The organism is Hoylesella loescheii DSM 19665 = JCM 12249 = ATCC 15930, assembly GCF_000378085.1.
Classification (GTDB): domain Bacteria; phylum Bacteroidota; class Bacteroidia; order Bacteroidales; family Bacteroidaceae; genus Prevotella; species Prevotella loescheii.
In genome coordinates this window covers 389,115-406,719 of sequence record NZ_KB899210.1, presented here as the reverse complement: position 1 = coordinate 406,719, position 17,605 = coordinate 389,115, and the positions used below count along the sequence as shown (strand labels likewise).

At 44.8% G+C, this 17,605-nt stretch carries 15 protein-coding genes; 11 read left to right on the top strand and 4 right to left on the bottom strand.

Translation table 11 applies throughout. The features are described from left to right. Positions 1-237: 237 nt before the first annotated feature. From F453_RS0101600 to F453_RS0101555, 10 genes are all read left to right on the top strand, one after another. Positions 238-1,593, top strand: a complete 1,356-nt coding sequence (locus F453_RS0101600) for an MATE family efflux transporter (protein WP_018966427.1) — start codon at positions 238-240, stop codon at positions 1,591-1,593. A 2-nt stretch (positions 1,594-1,595) separates the two neighbouring features. Further along, positions 1,596-2,234 carry a cytidylate kinase-like family protein gene (locus tag F453_RS0101595; RefSeq protein ID WP_018966426.1) on the top strand — a complete coding sequence of 213 codons (639 nt, stop codon included), beginning with the start codon at positions 1,596-1,598 and terminating at the stop codon, positions 2,232-2,234. Beyond that, positions 2,222-2,728: a metallophosphoesterase family protein gene (locus F453_RS0101590; protein WP_018966425.1), complete on the top strand. Its 507-nt coding sequence runs from the start codon at positions 2,222-2,224 to the stop codon at positions 2,726-2,728. The genes F453_RS0101595 and F453_RS0101590 overlap by 13 nt, the downstream gene beginning before the upstream one ends. Positions 2,729-2,740: 12 nt before the next feature. Then, positions 2,741-3,889, top strand: coding sequence for a dTDP-glucose 4,6-dehydratase (gene rfbB, locus F453_RS0101585; RefSeq protein WP_018966424.1), 1,149 nt, complete (start codon positions 2,741-2,743; stop codon positions 3,887-3,889). Further along, positions 3,889-4,191, top strand: a complete 303-nt coding sequence (locus F453_RS0101580; protein ID WP_009235514.1) for a histidinol dehydrogenase — start codon at positions 3,889-3,891, stop codon at positions 4,189-4,191. The genes rfbB and F453_RS0101580 overlap by 1 nt, the downstream gene beginning before the upstream one ends. Further along, the gene (locus tag F453_RS0101575; protein ID WP_018966423.1) at positions 4,188-4,607 is read left to right on the top strand and encodes a sugar 3,4-ketoisomerase; all 420 of its coding nucleotides are present in this window, start codon (positions 4,188-4,190) and stop codon (positions 4,605-4,607) included. The genes F453_RS0101580 and F453_RS0101575 overlap by 4 nt, the downstream gene beginning before the upstream one ends. Positions 4,608-4,656: 49 nt before the next feature. Then, positions 4,657-5,598, top strand: coding sequence for a GNAT family N-acetyltransferase (locus F453_RS0101570; protein ID WP_018966422.1), 942 nt, complete (start codon positions 4,657-4,659; stop codon positions 5,596-5,598). A gap of 83 nt (positions 5,599-5,681) precedes the next feature. Then, positions 5,682-6,785 carry a DegT/DnrJ/EryC1/StrS family aminotransferase gene (locus tag F453_RS0101565; protein ID WP_018966421.1) on the top strand — a complete coding sequence of 368 codons (1,104 nt, stop codon included), beginning with the start codon at positions 5,682-5,684 and terminating at the stop codon, positions 6,783-6,785. Positions 6,786-6,965: 180 nt separating this feature from the next. Beyond that, positions 6,966-7,787, top strand: a complete 822-nt coding sequence (panB, locus tag F453_RS0101560) for a 3-methyl-2-oxobutanoate hydroxymethyltransferase (protein WP_018966420.1) — start codon at positions 6,966-6,968, stop codon at positions 7,785-7,787. A 93-nt stretch (positions 7,788-7,880) separates the two neighbouring features. Continuing rightward, the gene (locus F453_RS0101555; protein WP_018966419.1) at positions 7,881-9,056 is read left to right on the top strand and encodes an MFS transporter; all 1,176 of its coding nucleotides are present in this window, start codon (positions 7,881-7,883) and stop codon (positions 9,054-9,056) included. 887 nt (positions 9,057-9,943) lie between these two features. Here the strand turns inward: F453_RS0101555 and F453_RS0101550 are convergent. The 4 genes from F453_RS0101550 to F453_RS0101535 all read right to left on the bottom strand — a co-directional run bounded on the left by F453_RS0101550 (position 9,944) and on the right by F453_RS0101535 (position 13,041). Further along, positions 9,944-10,621 (bottom strand): alpha/beta hydrolase-fold protein, encoded by a 678-nt coding sequence (locus F453_RS0101550; protein WP_018966418.1) that lies wholly within the window; start codon positions 10,619-10,621, stop codon positions 9,944-9,946. Positions 10,622-10,681: 60 nt separating this feature from the next. Continuing rightward, complete coding sequence (locus F453_RS0101545; RefSeq protein ID WP_018966417.1) at positions 10,682-11,389, bottom strand: tRNA1(Val) (adenine(37)-N6)-methyltransferase; 708 nt, start codon at positions 11,387-11,389, stop codon at positions 10,682-10,684. A gap of 64 nt (positions 11,390-11,453) precedes the next feature. Beyond that, complete coding sequence (locus F453_RS0101540; RefSeq protein WP_018966416.1) at positions 11,454-12,074, bottom strand: response regulator transcription factor; 621 nt, start codon at positions 12,072-12,074, stop codon at positions 11,454-11,456. A gap of 10 nt (positions 12,075-12,084) precedes the next feature. Further along, positions 12,085-13,041 carry a helix-turn-helix transcriptional regulator gene (locus tag F453_RS0101535; protein ID WP_018966415.1) on the bottom strand — a complete coding sequence of 319 codons (957 nt, stop codon included), beginning with the start codon at positions 13,039-13,041 and terminating at the stop codon, positions 12,085-12,087. 1,123 nt (positions 13,042-14,164) lie between these two features. On the opposite strand from F453_RS0101535, the gene ileS reads away from it, so the two are divergent. Next, complete coding sequence (gene ileS / locus F453_RS0101525; protein ID WP_018966414.1) at positions 14,165-17,605, top strand: isoleucine--tRNA ligase; 3,441 nt, start codon at positions 14,165-14,167, stop codon at positions 17,603-17,605.

Genomic DNA, 17,605 nt, shown 5'->3' with positions numbered 1-17,605 from the left:
TGAACATTCTTATAGAAGCTTTTCGCTATAATGGGAAACAAATGCAAGTGAAGTTCATTAGGTAGCACCATACATGTCCCAGATAAAACCTGTACCATATAATTAAAGTGGATTAATGCGATATGGTTATCGGTTTTGGCCCATTTCTCTTGCACGCGTGCGATTATAATAATGTGTAAGTAATTTGTGAAAACCAGCTATAATTAGTACTTTTGCAGGACAAAGCGAATGAAAGCAATGGACAATCAGAAATCGACATTAGAGTTAGGGACAAAGCCTGTTGGGCAATTGCTTATGCGTTATGCCGTCCCGGCCATCATCGCCATGACGGCATCCTCACTCTATAACATGGTTGATAGCATCTTTATCGGGCAGGGCGTTGGTGCTTTGGCTATCTCTGGACTTGCCATTACCTTTCCGCTGATGAACCTTTCTACCGCTTTTGGTGCAGGAGTAGGGGTGGGAGCGTCTAGTCTGCTTTCTGTAAAGTTGGGACAAAAAGACTATGACGCCGCCCAAAACATACTTGGCAACACCGTAGTGTTGAACATCATAACGGGTGTTTGCTTCTCCATTATCAGCCTTTTGTTTCTCGAACCCATCCTGATGTTCTTTGGAGCGAGTGCCCAAACGCTGCCATACGCCAAAGATTACATGGAGATTATCCTTCTTGGAAACGTTGTTACACACCTGTATTTTGGTCTTAACGCCTTGCAACGAGCCGCAGGAAAGCCCCAGTTGTCTATGTACATGACCATCTTCACGGTGATACTCAACGCCATACTCGACCCAATCTTCATCTGGCCATTAGGCTTAGGCATACGCGGAGCAGCCTATGCCACTGTGCTTTCACAGCTTCTAGCTTTGATATGGCAGTTGGTGATGTTCAGCAACAAGGCCGAGTTTATACATTTCAAGCGTGGAATATACCACTTGCGCAGTCGTTTGGTGAAGAACATCCTTGCCATTGGCATGTCGCCCTTTTCCATGAACGTGTGCGCTTGCTTTGTAGTCATTATCATTAACAATAGTTTGGTGTCGCACGGAGGCGATATGGCCGTTGGTGCTTACGGCATCATCAATCGCATTGCCTTTATATTCGTGATGATAACCATCGGCGTTAACCAAGGAATGCAACCCATTGCAGGCTATAATTATGGTGCGATGAAGTACGATCGCATGATGCGCGTGTTGAAATACGCGGTTATTTGTGGCACCTGCGTAACCACAACGGGTTTCGTTGTGGGTGAGTTCTTACCCGAACAGTGCGTTAGGCTCTTCACATCCGACCAAACCCTCACCGACCTTTCGGTACACGCCATGCGCACAACGATGGTGTCTTTCCCCATCATCGGCTATCAAATGGTTATCGCCAACTTCTTCCAAAGCATCGGCAAGGCCAAAATAAGCGTATTCCTTTCGCTTTCAAGGCAGTTGGTTTTCTTAATTCCACTGCTCCTGGTGTTACCCACGCTCTATGGTGTAGACGGCGTATGGTGGTCTATGCCCGTAGCCGATACCATATCGGCATTGGTAACAGCCGTAATCATGGTCTTGTTTATGCGTAGAATCAACAAACAAAAGACATTATAGCAATGAACACTTCGAACATTATCATAACAGTGGGCAGACAGCTTGGCAGCGGTGGCAGGGAAATTGCCACCCTGTTGGCGCAACGCTTGGGCTATAAAATGTATGATAGCGAGTTGTTGAATCTTGCTGCAAAGGAAAGCGGCCTGTGTGAACGCCTCTTTGAACGCAACGACGAGCAGAAAGCGTTTAGCAAGAGTTTCTTTCGTTATAATCTCCCACTTATCGGCGGAGAGCATGGTATGTTTCAAAACGAGCTGTCGCAAGACACGCTGTTTAAGTTCCAAAGTGAGGCCATTATCAAGGCAGCCGAGGCAAATCATTGTGTGTTTGTTGGTAGATGTGCCGACTATATTCTGCGAGATGCTCCTCATCTTCTTAGTTTATTCGTAACAGCAAATGTCGAAGAGCGTATCCAACGCGTGATGCAACGCCTACAATGCGATGAGAAAAAGGCTGCCACCATTGTGCGCGAAGGAGATGAACGCCGAGCAGCCTATTACGAGTTTTATACGGGTAAGGCGTGGGGACTTGGTTCCTCATACGACCTTTGTGTTAATTCCTCAGTCTTAGGCATAGCGGACACAGCCGATATTCTTTGCCAATTCATTAAAGCCAAGTTTTCTAAACCATGCGACGAATAGGCATATTGAGCGACACCCACGGCTATTGGGACGACAAGTATTTAACCTATTTCGCCGAATGCGATGAGATTTGGCATGCTGGCGACATCGGTTCGTTGGAGGTTTCTATGCGATTGGCAGCCATTAAGCCGCTAAAGGCAGTGCATGGCAACATCGATGGTGGCGACCTACGTCGTCTTTACCCAGAGCGATTGCGTTTTAAGGTAGAAGATGTGGATGTTTTGATGACCCATATCGGCGGTTATCCAGGGCATTACGACCCACGCATACAGGGCACACTCTATGCAAGTCCGCCCAAACTGTTCGTCGTAGGACATTCACACATTCTGAAAATCCAATACGACAAAACGCTAAACATGCTCTACATCAATCCCGGAGCAGCAGGAATGCATGGTTTCCACAAAGAACGAACAATCGTTAGGCTCACGATTGATGGTGAAAAGTTTACCGATTGCGAAGTCATTACATTAACAGACAAGAATAAAAAGCAATAAATATATTTAGTTATGAAAACCTATCTCGTAACAGGCGCTGCCGGTTTTATCGGTGCCAACTACATCAAGTACCTCTTGGAAAAGAAGTATAAGCACGAAGACATCAAGGTTATTGTGCTCGACCTGCTTACATACGCAGGCAATTTGGGAACAATTAAGAACGACATCGACGACAAGCGTTGTGTGTTTGTACGTGGTGATATACGCAACCGCGACTTGGTTAACGGTCTTTTTGCTGACAACGACATCGATTATGTGGTTAACTTTGCCGCCGAAAGTCATGTGGACCGCAGTATAGAAGACCCACAACTGTTTCTTTCGGTGAACATCCTTGGTACCCAAAACCTTTTGGATGCTGCGCGTAAGGCTTGGGTTACAGGCAAAGACGAAACGGGTTATCCCACATGGAAAGCTGGCAAACGCTATCATCAGGTGTCTACCGACGAAGTTTATGGCTCGCTTGGAGATACTGGTTATTTCATGGAAACAACGCCTTTGTGTCCTCATAGCCCATATAGCGCATCGAAAGCTAGTGCCGACATGTTTGTTATGGCTTACCACGACACCTACCACATGCCCGTAAGCATCACACGCTGCTCCAACAATTACGGCCCATATCATTTCCCCGAGAAGCTTATTCCACTAATCATCAACAATATTTTAGAAGGGAAAAAGCTACCCGTTTACGGCAAAGGCGAGAACGTTAGAGATTGGCTCTACGTGGAAGACCATTGTAAAGCTATCGACCTTGTTGTGCGCGAAGGGTGCGTAGGCGAAGTGTATAACGTTGGCGGACACAACGAAATGAAGAACATCGACATTGTAAAACTGGTTATTAAGACCATTCGCCAGCTGATGGATAACGACAAGAGCCTTCGCCGTGTGCTAAAAAAACAAGAGCTGGACACCAATGGCGAGATACGCACCGATTGGATAAACGAAGACCTGATCACGTATGTGGCCGACCGATTGGGGCATGACCAACGTTATGGTATCGACCCAACGAAGATCAAAAACGAACTGGGTTGGTATCCCGAAACCATGTTTGCCGATGGAATAGCTAAGACTATCGAGTGGAACTTGGCCAATCAGGAGTGGATTGCCGAAGTAACCAGCGGCGATTATCAGAAGTATTACGAAGAGATGTACGGCAACCGCTGATGGATAATATCTCCACAGAGCTGCATGCTTTCCTAATTAGCTTTGGTCAGAACCCAAAGTTGGTGAGCCATCAGGTGGGGCATTACGTAGAACATTTGTTTCACCTGCTGCCCACTTTCAATGAACAACGACTCATATCTTTCTATGGACTGTTCGGAAAAACAAGGCTAACATTGCGCCAACTGGCACAAGCACAGAACGAAACGGATGCCCAAACGGCTGAAAACATTGCCCTCGACTTACGTAAATTAGCCGTAACGCCCGAATGGCAGATGCTAAAAAGTCTGATAAACAAGAAATGAAACACTTGAACACAACCCTTATCGACTTCCCAAAAATAACCGACCCGCGTGGTAATCTCACAGTAGCGCAGTCGTTTACCGATGTCCCGTTCGATATAAAACGCGTTTATTGGGTATACGATGTGCCTGGTGGAGAATGCCGTGGAGGTCATGCGCACAAGTTGTGTAAGGAAGTTCTCATCGCCCTTAGCGGCAGTTTTCATGTAACGGTTGATAATGGTGAAGAGCGAAAAACAGTGTTGCTTAACCATCCATACCAAGGATTGTTTATCGATACAGATGTATGGCGAAACCTAGACGACTTCTCTTCAGGAGCTGTTTGTTTGGTTTTGGCCTCCGAACCATTCGACGAAGACGACTACATTCGCGAGTACGACGACTTTCTTCATTATGTTGAAGATAAGAAAGGGCGATGAACAGCAAAGTTCATGACCTAGCTTTTAACACCCAATCCTCCAATTCAGAATGTACGAAGTTGTAAGATATAAGTCAGAAATGAAAGCCCAATGGGACCGTTTCGTTCGCAAAAGTCGCAACGGGACCTTCCTTTTCTTGCGCGATTATATGGAATATCATCGCCAGCGGTTCACAGATTTCTCGCTTCTTATATATGATAAACAGTCGTTGGTGGCACTTTTACCGCTCAATAAAGAGGCCGATGGGAGTGTGACATCTCACAGCGGATTAACCTATGGCGGACTAATAACTGATAAGAAGGGTAGGGCGGAGAAGGTGATGAAGATGTTCGTGTGTATAAATACGTGGTTACGCGATGCTGGAATAACACGCGTTGTGTATCGCCCTGTGCCGTGGATATACCATGAATTGCCAGCCGAAGAAGACCTCTATGCGCTTTTCAACGTCTGCGATGCTCGTCTAACGGCTCGCGAAATATCATCTACCATTGCGCAAGAAAACAAACTGGCTTTCAGTCAATCGCGTAAAGACTGCCTGCGCAAGGCTGAAAAGGCAAGCGTAAGAATTGTGGCCAGTGAAGATTTCGCTGCTTTTTGGGATGTGTTATCTGCCAATTTGCAACAACGATATGCCGCTTCTCCTGTTCATTCGCTTAGCGAAATAACGGCGTTGGCTAACCATTTTCCCTCGAACATCTGCCTTTATGCGGCCTATTTAGACAATGAAATGGTGGCAGGAACCGTTCTCTACATTATGCCACGTGTAGTACACGTACAGTATATATCCGCTTCGGCCAAAGGAAAAGCTGTTGGCGCCCTCGACCTGCTCTTTCGTTATCTCATCAACGAAGTGTTTCCCGACAAACCTTATTTCGACTTTGGCAAGTCTACCGAAGACCACGGACGGTTGCTAAACAAGTCGCTCATATTCCAAAAGGAAGGTTTTGGAGGGCGTGGCGTATGTTACGACACCTACGAATGGACGCCCTAAGTTCCGCACGAACCTTATCTTTAAATGCCTGAAGATATTTATTTGGTATTCATATATATAACACATAATATCCCTTTCATATCATGCTAAAGTATTTCGACCTTCAACGATACACCGCACAACACCGCGAACAGCTGCAAGAAGCCGTTCGTAGGGTGGTGGATAGTGGTTGGTATCTGTTGGGTAACGAAGTAAATGCATTCGAAAAGGCGTATGCCCAATACATCGGCACTGCGCATTGCGTGGCTTGTGGAAATGGATTAGACGCCCTGTCGCTTATCTTCAAGGCCTACATTGAGAAGGGTTTGTTGCATCAGGGCGATGAAATACTTGTGCCAGCCAACACCTATATCGCTTCAATCATTTCGATAACGTCTAACGGATTGGTACCTATTCTGGTTGAGCCACACCCTGATACGTTTCAGATAGACGCGCAACAGCTGGCTAAACACATTGGAAAGCGTACCAAAGCACTACTCATTGTGCACCTATATGGTAAGTGCGCTTTCACCGATGATTTGGTTTCCGTTTGCACAGCGCATCAACTTTTGGTAATTGAAGACAATGCCCAGGCCCATGGATGCCTGTGGAAAGGAAAGCGGACAGGAAGTATTGATCATGCGGCTGGCCATAGCTTCTATCCTGGTAAGAACCTTGGTGCGTTGGGTGATGCCGGTGCAGTAACCACCAACGACGAAGAGCTGGCAAACATTATACGTGCATTAGGTAACTATGGGTCGAGCAAGAAATATGTGTTCGACTATGTGGGACAAAACAGTAGGATGGATGAAGTGCAGGCCGCAGTGCTTAACGAGAAGCTAAAATGGCTAGACCGAGATAACGAACGCCGTGTAGCCATCGCCCAAAGGTACATCAATAGCGTCAGAAATACTGACGTAACGTTGCCAACAGAGGCATATTTAACAAACAATGTGTTTCATATTTTCCCCGTATTGTGTGCTAAACGCGAGCAATTGCAGCTTGAATTACACCAGCGAGGCATCGAAACAATCATCCATTATCCCATCCCCCCACACAAGCAACAGTGCTATTCCGAGTGGAACGGACTTTCTCTGCCCATCACCGAACGCATACATCGAGAAGAGCTAAGTCTGCCATTAAACCCCACCATGACCGATGAAGAAGTGGACATGGTTATCGCACAAATGTGTGATATCAAGCTATGACCATGTGGTAAGGCTAATGCCGAGTGTTTTTCATTAATCATTCGTGTGTCACGTCTTTAACTAGCACAATTTGCAGATATGGATAATAATGCTTAACTTTGCCACAAATTAACAACTGTAAACGATAGAATGGAGTTGGGGCAAGGCTCTAACTCCATTAATTGAAAATAATTGAACGTAATGGCAGGCTATTTGAACACTGACATAAAGAAGGTAACAGCAAACAAGTTTGTGGCGATGAAGCGCCAAGGCGAGAAGATTTCAATGCTCACCGCATACGATTTCACCACGGCGACGATCCTCGATGGAGCAGGCGTGGATGGTATCTTGGTGGGCGATTCGGCTTCTAACGTGATGGCAGGAAATGCCAACACCTTGCCTATTACGGTTGATGAGATGATTTATCACGCCCGTAGCGTGGCTCGCGCTGTACGTCGCGCACTTGTTGTTTGTGACATGCCGTTCGGTAGTTATCAGGTCTCAAAAGACATGGCTGTGGCCAATGCCGTGCGTATCATGAAAGAAACGGGTGTAGACGCGTTGAAGATGGAGGGCGGAAAAGAGATTGCCGATATCATTAAGCACTTGGTAGACATCGGCATTCCTGTTATAGGCCACCTCGGACTAACACCACAAAGTGTGCATAAGTTTGGTGGATATGGCGTTAGGGCACAAGAAACCGCCGAAGCCGAAAAGCTGATTGCAGACGCCGTAGCACTAGACGAAGCAGGTTGTTTTGCCATAACCTTGGAGAAAGTGCCAGCAGCTTTGGCCACAGAGGTAACGAAACGCGTATCGTGCGCCACAATAGGGATCGGTGCAGGCAATGCAACCGATGGCCAAATTCTCGTATATGCCGACATGCTTGGTCTCACACAAGGCTTTAAACCCAAGTTTTTAAGGCAGTATGCTAACCTTGGAAAAGAGATGACCGATGCCGTACAGGCCTACATTACCGATGTTAAGGCTTCGGCGTTCCCCTCTGCCGAGGAGTCATATTGATGTTTACGTGATATTGAAGTAATTGCCCAACGCCACCAATCAATACGCGTATTCTTCATTTCTACTTTATAATTGTCATTTAACAACGAAGCTATGGATACCCAAAACACCCCAATACACATCAGTCTTTGGCATGCCGACTTTTGGATTTTGGCCATTGCCAACCTGCTTATAACCATGTCGGTTTATATGCTCATCCCTGTTTTGCCTGTATGGATGTTCAGTGTAGCCGGCCTTTCTCAGCACGAGGTGGGTATCGTAATGGGTGCTTATGGCATCGGATTGTTCGTTTTTGGGGGCTTTTGTAATTGGTACGTTCAACGCTATCGCCGTAACAGGGTATGCCTTTGGGCTATGGTAGGAGTGTTTTTCGCCCTTCTTGGTTGTTGGCTTGTTGAGAACGAAATGCAACAATCATGGATACAATATCGCCTGTTGCTATTCTTGCGCATCGTGTTAGGTGCTGCTTTCGGATTGGTACAAATGGTATTGTCTAGCACATTGATAATAGACAAGAGCGAATCGTTTCAGCGTACCGAGGCCAATCACGCCTCTGCATGGTTCGGACGTTTTGCGCTGTCGCTCGGTCCGATGCTAGGTATTGTCTTTGCACGTACCACTTTCAGTCCACTTCTTGCCAGTTCTATTTTGGCTTTAGCAGCTTTTATACTACTTGCTATGGTTAAATTCCCTTTCCGTACACCCGAAGATGGTGTAAAAAGGTTTAGTGGCGACCGATTTTTCTTACCCGAAGCCAAGTGGCTTTTTGTAAATCTCTTCCTCATTTGCTTGTCGGTAGGTCTGCTTATGTCCACCCAATTCACCGCCATGTTTTATGCCATGGTGATGGTAGGCTTTTGTGTGGCATTACTTGCAGAACGTTTCGCATTTGTTGATGCCGACCTTAGAAGCCAGGTTGTGGCAGGTTCAATACTCATAGCAATAGCCTTAGTGATGATATTAACGCGCAAACAAATGATTGTCAACTACATTTCGCCTGTGCTTGTAGGCCTTGGTGTGGGACTTATAGGTTCGCGTTTTCTACTCTTTTTCATCAAACTGAGCAAACATTGCCAACGTGGAACGGCCGTAAGCACCTACATGTTGTCATGGGAAAGTGGCCTTGCGACAGGCCTTTTTGTGGGTTATTTCTTCTTTGCCGACCAAATTCGACTTGCATTGTCGGCCTCGTTAGCCTGTATCATGCTAGCTTTTGCACTCTATGTGCTCTTTACACACAAATGGTATATTAAGAAGAAAAACAGGTAAAGGTTCTAACTTTCGTCAAATTCAGTATATAATCTTTACAAATCTACATCGTATATCTGCCCCATTCTAGAAGAGTTTTTCTGCGAAAAACGGTAAAAACATATATCTACGATTGTCTTTTTATACCTTGCCAAACCACACTTCATGTACCATCGACCATGTTTTGCCAACTCCCGATTTCACCAAACGACCAAACTGCATTATTTTCACGCCTCCAAATTTACAAACCAACAAGTCGTACTATATTGTCACTTGCAGTGAATGATCAGGTTAATTAACGCGTTTTTCATAAGCGGGACGCCTATTCCATGTCATCTGGAACATTGTTCCATATCATCTGGAATGTTGTTCCATATCATCCGGAACAACATTCCACCTTAGCGGTAACGCGTCGTTTTACCTTAAAACACAACGAAAGAAGTAGAAAATCGTCATGCCAAACATAAAGAAACATAAAACAGGAGATGAGGGATTACAAATTTAAAATTAACGTCTAGACTACTCAAACCTAGCAATAAAACATGCCAATACACCTTTAAAAGCCTCTCGTTTCGTTGCACGGAGTAACATAAGGCGTTCTATATCTGTTCATTATAAACTTTCACAAGAATCTGTTAAATGCAAGTCGATGGCGTGTTTGTGAATTAGACAGGCACCCATAATGTTAAAATTTGGTTCATAATATTTACAAATTAAGGTGATATTCCAAATAAAGACTTTCCCTTTACCGCACATATTGGCCAATAACAAAATACCCTTATAACTTATATGGCATGCTATAAGAGGGGAGGGAGCCCGTTATTATATGATAGCAAAGCCTGTTATCAAGCGTTCGTATCGTATAATGCGCGAGGAGAAATGTAAATGCGTGGAGGTAGGAAACCTTCTTATTGGGCATTGGATAATTGTTCAATGCACCATGCAAAGGCCTTAGCGGTGCGCACATCCGACTGAACAAAATGTCCACCTTCATTCCATTCGAAAAACATTTTCTTGTCTTTCAGTAGCCGTGTAAAACTCTCCATGTTTTCGCCAACATGGGCTAACAACGGATTTTTACTTTTACTTTCCTTGTTTCCCAAACTCAAGTAGATGGTATTGGCTTGGAAATGACATGTTGATGCGTATGCCATCCAATTGGGAAACCATACCGATGGAGAAGCCGCAGCACAAGCTTCAAAGCGATTTGTTTGGGTAATGGCCCAAAGGGCAAATAGGGCTGCGAGCGAATAACCACCAATAACAAAGTGGGCTTTAGAAGGTTTTGTCAAGACATTGGCTGTAAGATAGGGCACAAAAGTATTGAGAACGAAGTTCAACGTGTCGTTAGCCCCTTCGCCAAAATCAGTTTTCCCGAAAGCAGCAGGGGCTTTCCAAGGGCTAAGATCGTGAAGCCAATCGTCTATAAGAAAAGCTGCCAACAGCACCTTCTTATCCTTGCATCGTTCGCGAATGGCCTCGAACTCTTTTTCCAACAGTTGTTCGTCGTGTTGGTCAATTGCTTGTATTAGGCAATAATCTGCATCGTGATCGCCCAAAATACGAAAGTTTTGTTGATTCATCATTGCTATTGAAGTGCAAGAAAACGCTAGCCCATATATAATAACATGTATAGAAGGGGACGTTTACTTTAAATAAAAGTCGCCTGTAAGTTGCGAATACCACGTTGTGTATTGACCATCAACATCTCTTATCGTGGCCTCTTCTTCCTGGAAGATAGTAGGTGGTTGTTTGGTAAAAGCCACCAAACAGCGCTTGGCCTGCTTAGTTTCCACCGTTTTTACCTTTACAATTCGGCTGACGAACAGTCCTTTAATGTGCGCTTCAGCCAAGAAGCTATCCATTTGCTCAACGGGGATAACCGCACTAAAACAACCTTTGGGGGCAAGCAGCAGGCTAACCGCCTCGAAAAGTTCGGTGAAAGCAAGGCTCTCGGTATGACGAGCAAGTGTCCGTTCGTGGTTCTTGCTTTTCAGGGAATGGTAAAATGGGGGGTTGGATACAATCGAATCGAAATAACCTTGCAGACTTGTTTGAAGCGAAAAACGTTGTATAGTAACGTTTTCTATTGTAATTTGGTGGGCAAACGGTGAGGCATCAACATTTTCTTGTGCTTGTAAGGCAGCTTGTTCATTTAGTTCTACGCCCGTTATTTCTGCATCTTGGTATCGCTGTGCAAGCATCAACGCAATAAGTCCTGTACCCGTTCCAATATCTAGAATATGTTTTCCACCTTCTGCCCATGCACCCAACAGCACGCCATCAGTACCCACCTTCATGCCACAGCGGTCTTGATGCACAACAAACTGTTTGAATTCGAAAAAATCGGGCATAGCTTATATGTTGTTATGGGCAGAATATGATAAAGGCTGTAAGAACAATAGGTAGGCGCTGACGTCAGATTTTGCTGATGTCAACATAGCCGTGCATCACGGCATAAATCGTTAGAGCCGACACGCTTTTCATGCCCAGCTTGTCCATAATGTTCTTACGGTGAGTGATAACCGTCGTCAAACCAATGTTCAAACGGTCGGCAATCTCTTTATTGATAAGACCTTGTACAATGAGCGATAATACCTCTATTTCACGGTCAGACAACACTTTCATCTGCAAAGCATGGGGTAGGGGCGGCAGATTACGGCCATGTGCGTGGGCATATTGTTCCAATTGCAGGATAGAACGCACCAGTTGCTCTTCGGGAACATTGATACAAAGGCTGTTAAATCCCGCCATTTGACTATTGGGTTCAGTCGAAGCAGTCAGTACAATCGTTTTATTCTTATGCTCTAAGAAGAACGATCTGTTTTCAAGCACCACACTTGTAGCCACAAAATAGTGGAAATACATTTCGGGATTGGCACGCTCCAATTCGGCGAACGAATTGAATGTGTCGACCTGCATGATGGGTAACACGTTTTGCAAAATCTGTTTCAACCCTAATATTGCAAGCGTATTGGGGTCGATAATGGCAATGCGTGGACGTTCTTTAAGCTTCTGTTCTGGTTTATCGTTCATCATTTGCAAGTGGTTAGAGATTTACAGTGGATATGTCTACCAAGTTATTGACTATGGCGTAGATGGTTAATCCTGCTGGCGAGTGTATTTGCAGCTTGCGGGCGATGTTTCGGCGATGGGTGATAACCGTATTGATAGAGATGCATAGATGGTCGGCAATCTCCTTGTTGGTCATTCCCTGAACCAAACTAATGATTACCTCCTTCTCACGTTCACTAAGATTGTCTACGTTATCATTCTTTTGGTTAATCATATTTGAAATCTTCACCGACACGTCGTTTTGTTTCGACTTAGCCTCTAAACGGCGTATGGCGGGCACAAATATTTCGTCTTCCACCTGCCCGTGGTGCAAAAGCCATTCCTCATTATTGTAAATGTCGTACAAAACGGCTGTTAGCTGGTTGTTACGAAGTCCATCAGAAGGCAAATACTTGATGATGATGTTCTTCAATTCGCGTAGCTTTACGTCGGTCTGCCCATGATGTTTGGAGAACGTTTCGATGTCATAGTTGTTCTGCGCCTTGTTGTTGAGCAGTGAATCTACGTATGGAAAGACCATCTTTTCTTCGTATTGCATGTGCGAACGGATGCTGTGTGCATACTCATCATAAAGTTTCAGTATCAGGCGAGCAAGATTATCCTTCTCATCTAGTGCTGCAACAAGTGCCTTTCTCATAAAAGGCAGCTGGAAATTGAGGAAATACTCATGGCTTGCCTTTAAATATTTGATGAGTGTGGGTATAGAAAGCCTGTCGGCATCATCATAATCGCGATAACCGTTAATGGCGAAATTCACCACAGCCAAGAATGTATAAGTGTCCACATTTTGACCCTCACACACGTCGCGCACCGTCTTGTCACCGAAACCCAAGCTAATCCCGAAGGCGCTAAGCGTCTGCAGAATGCTGTAATTGTCTCTGATAAGAAGTATCATCTTATCATCAGGTTCGTACATCTTATGATTCTTCATACCAATGATTACCTATTTGTTATTATGTGGGCTATAACAACCTGCAAAGTAATAAAAAAAAAGCGAAACGGCCAATAATAATTAATAGGTATTTTTCGCGCAAGTGCCAAATATCCCATTATTGACGCGCAAAGGGATAAAACAATAATACCCAGTTTTGGTGAAGGCATAATTACCGACTTTTAAGTATTGTTTTATAAACTAAAACCTTATAATTTTGCACTTAAATATAAAAGGTGGCGCGGTGATGATTGCAACTCTTGATCGTCAAGGATTTGGTTATCCCCAATTCAATTCTTACAAATTACACCGGATATTGGAGACAAGAACGTAACCAGAAATCCGCGTCGCCTTCCTTTAAACTTAGATAACACAAACAATATTTATAAATTAATCTACATCCACGAATCTCACACTGACGATGACCTTTCGTATTCTAGAACTCATCGACAAATCAATATTTCCACTATTCATGTATTCACACCACCGCATTATCGTGAAGTAACACTGTCGCTAAACCACAATGACTACGCCATAGCTTGCCCTTAACGCGTTGTTATGCTGATCTTCATTATACTAATGACACACTATGGTGTAAATTACTCTATCCACGACTTGCATAACTATGCGTAGAACGCCGAGGATAACCCCATTTACGTTTCTTTAATAGAACAAAACAAAGGAAAAGTAAACTAAAAGTTTGGTAACTGATAAAAAAGACTTATCTTTGCACACGTTATCCTGAAAACAATCTTTTTACCTTAGAAGAGGACTAATACCTATTGAAGATCTGAAGCGATAGCCTGCGAAGGTCGTCGCTTTTTTGTGGCTAAAGGTTTCAATTACTTTTTAGTTAAAAGGCATTTATCTTAGCTTTAATAATTGTACCAAATATACGCTGCACTTCGATGAACTTGAAAATGCCATTTTAATCTTATTTGATGCCCTGCGAATGTCTTGCTCTTAAGCACCAACACCTATCCTTATCCTGCTCTGTTTACTACCAAATTGTTGTCTACCGTTAGCTATATAGCCTTTTTCACACCTATACTTGGCTATAATAACTTTTTTTCTTACCTTTGCGCTTTGTATAAACAACGACATATAAAATAAGGTATAGAATATGGCCAATAAATTTGCCGAGTACAAAGCACTTAATCTTACCCAGACCAACAAAGACGTGTTGGCCGAGTGGGAGAGAAATGACATTTTCCACAAGACGATTGATGAGAAAGAAGGATGCCCGCAATTCGTCTTCTTCGAAGGGCCTCCGTCGGCCAACGGACACCCCGGCATTCACCACGTACTCGCTAGAAGCATCAAAGACACTTTCAACCGATACAAGACAATGAAAGGTTTCCAAGTGAAACGCAAGGCTGGATGGGACACACATGGTCTGCCCGTGGAACTTGGAGTTGAGAAAGAGTTGGGTATTACCAAGGCAGACATAGATAATAAGGAATCTGCAAAGTATATATCCGTTGCCGATTACAACAAAAAATGCCGTGAAAATGTGATGAAGTTTACGGCCGAATGGCGCGAACTTACCGAAAAAATGGGGTACTTTGTCGATCTAGACAACCCATATATCACCTACGACAACAAGTATATCGAAACCCTTTGGTGGCTTCTAAAGCAACTATACACCAAGGATATGCTCTATAAGGGCTATACCATACAGCCCTATTCGCCAGCAGCGGGTACAGGACTTAGTTCGCACGAGCTGAACCTCCCCGGCTGTTATCGTGACGTTAAAGACACAACCGTTACTGCCCAATTTGAGATAAAGAACCCTAAACCCGAATGGAAACAATGGGGTAAGGCCTACTTCATGGCGTGGACAACCACCCCTTGGACACTAGCTGCCAACTCGGCATTGTGTGTTGGTCCGAAGATTGACTATGCGGCTGTGCAAAGTTTCAACCCATATACGGGCGAACCTATTACCGTTATATTGGCCGAAGCACGTCTTAACGCCTACTTTAACGAAGCTGGTAAAGACGTTGATTTATCTACATATAAAAAAGGTGATAAGGTTATACCCTGGAAGGTAATAGCCAACTACACGGGTGCTGAGCTCGTAGACATTGCCTATCATCAGCTGTTGCCATTTATTTCGCCAATGGAAGATGGTGCATTCCGAGTTATATCGGGCGATTATGTTACCACCGAAGACGGTACGGGTATTGTGCACATCGCGCCAAACTTCGGTGCCGACGATGCTCTGGTTGCTCGTAAGGCTGGTGTTCCGCCCATTGTGTTGGTAGATAAGAAAGGTGCAGAAAGACCCGTTGTTGACCTAGAAGGCAAGTATTTCAAGGTGGAAGACCTCGATGCCGACTTCGTTAGCAAGTACGTTAATCTGCCTGAATGGAGCAAATACGCAGGAAGGTATGTGAAAAACGCATACGATGACACACTGACCGATGCTGACGAAACGCTCGATGTGTCTATCTGCATGGACTTGAAGGCTGATAATAAGGCCTTTAAGATAGAGAAGCACGTGCACAGCTATCCCCATTGCTGGCGCACAGACAAGCCCGTTCTGTATTATCCGCTTGATAGTTGGTTCATCCGTTCAACCGCAAAGAAAGAGCGGATGTTCGAGTTGAACAAGACAATCAATTGGAAACCCGAATCAACGGGTACGGGTCGCTTTGGCAATTGGCTAGAAAACCTCAACGATTGGAACCTCTCGCGTTCACGTTTTTGGGGTACACCGCTGCCTATCTGGCGAGATGAAGACGGGCGCGAAATATGTATAGGTTCGCTCGAAGAACTATATACGGAGATTGAAAAGAGCGTAGCGGCAGGTCACATGCCTTCAAACCCGCTTAAAGATCAGGGCTTCGTACCTGGCAATTATGCGCAAGCCAACTATGATCGCATTGACATGCACCGTCCTTACGTAGACGACATCGTGCTGGTTAGTGAAGCCGGCAAACCTATGAAGCGTGAAATAGACCTCATTGACGTGTGGTTCGACTCGGGTGCGATGCCCTATGCGCAGGTACATTACCCCTTCGAGAATGCAGAACTCATTGACAAGCGAATCGCTTTCCCCGCCGATTTCATCAACGAAGGTGTTGACCAAACACGTGGTTGGTTCTTTACGCTACACGCCATTGCAACAATGGTGTTCGATAGTGTGGCTTTCAAGAATGTTATCTCTACAGGATTGGTACTCGATGCCAAGGGAAACAAGATGAGCAAGCACGTTGGCAACGTGGTTAACCCCTTCGAAATGATGGAGAAATATGGTGCCGACCCTGTGCGCATGTACATGCTCACCAACTCAGAACCATGGGATAACCTCAAATTCGATGCAGAAAGCGTTGACGAAATACGTCGCAAACTTTTCGGAACATTATATAACACCTATTCATTCTTCGCTCTCTACGCCAATGTAGATGGCTTCGATTATAGCCAAGACGATGTTCCGTTGAACGAACGACCAGAGATTGACCGCTGGATTTTATCGGAACTACATTCGTTGGTTAAGGGTGTGGAACACGAAATGGACGACTATGACCCCACAAGAGCTGGTAGGTTGATAGACACTTTTGTGAACGACGATCTCAGTAACTGGTATGTTCGCCTCAATCGTAAACGTTTCTGGGGTAAGGAAATGAGCCAAGACAAGCTAAGTGCTTATCAAACGCTATACACCTGTCTCGAAACCGTAGCCAAACTATTGGCTCCGTTCGCCCCATTCTATGCCGACCAGCTGTATCTAGACTTGACAAGGGCTACCAAACGTGAACAATTGCAATCCGTTCACTTGGCCGACTTCCCCGTAGCAGACGAAAAATGCATCGACCGCGAATTGGAAGAGCGCATGGAGATGGCACAAAAGATAACCTCAATGGTATTGGCCTTGCGTCGCAAGGTTAACATCAAGGTGCGCCAGCCCCTGCTGCAAATTATGATTCCTGCCGTAGACCAACGTCAAAGGGCACATATTGAGGCAGTGAAAGATCTTATCATGAGCGAGGTGAACGTAAAACAACTGAACTTCGTTGATGATGGCAAGGGTATGCTTGTTAAGAAAGTGAAGTGCAACTTCCGCACCATGGGTAAGAAGTTTGGTAAGTTGATGAAAGGCATCGCTGCCCAAATGGAGGCCTTGGAGCAAGAAGCCATTGCCGATTTGGAACGCAACGGTAGTATCAATTTAATGGTTGAAGGCAACGAGGTGACTGTTGATGTAGCCGATGTTGAGATTATCAGTGAGGACATACCTGGCTGGTTGGTTTCTAACGAAGGTAACTTGACCGTAGCTCTCGAAGTGGAACTCACCGACGAATTGGTAAAAGAGGGTATGGCACGCGAAATAATTAACCGCGTTCAGAACCTACGCAAAGAGAGCGGACTGGAAATCACCGACCGAATCAAGGTGACTTTGGATCCTAATGCCCAAACCGATGCCGCAGTAGCAGCCTTTGGCGATTACATCAAGAGTCAAGTGCTGGCCGACGAGTTGTTTGTAGCAAACAACGATGGCAAAGAAATTGCTTTCGAAGACTTTAATTTGAACATTAAAATAGATAAAATAATTCACTAA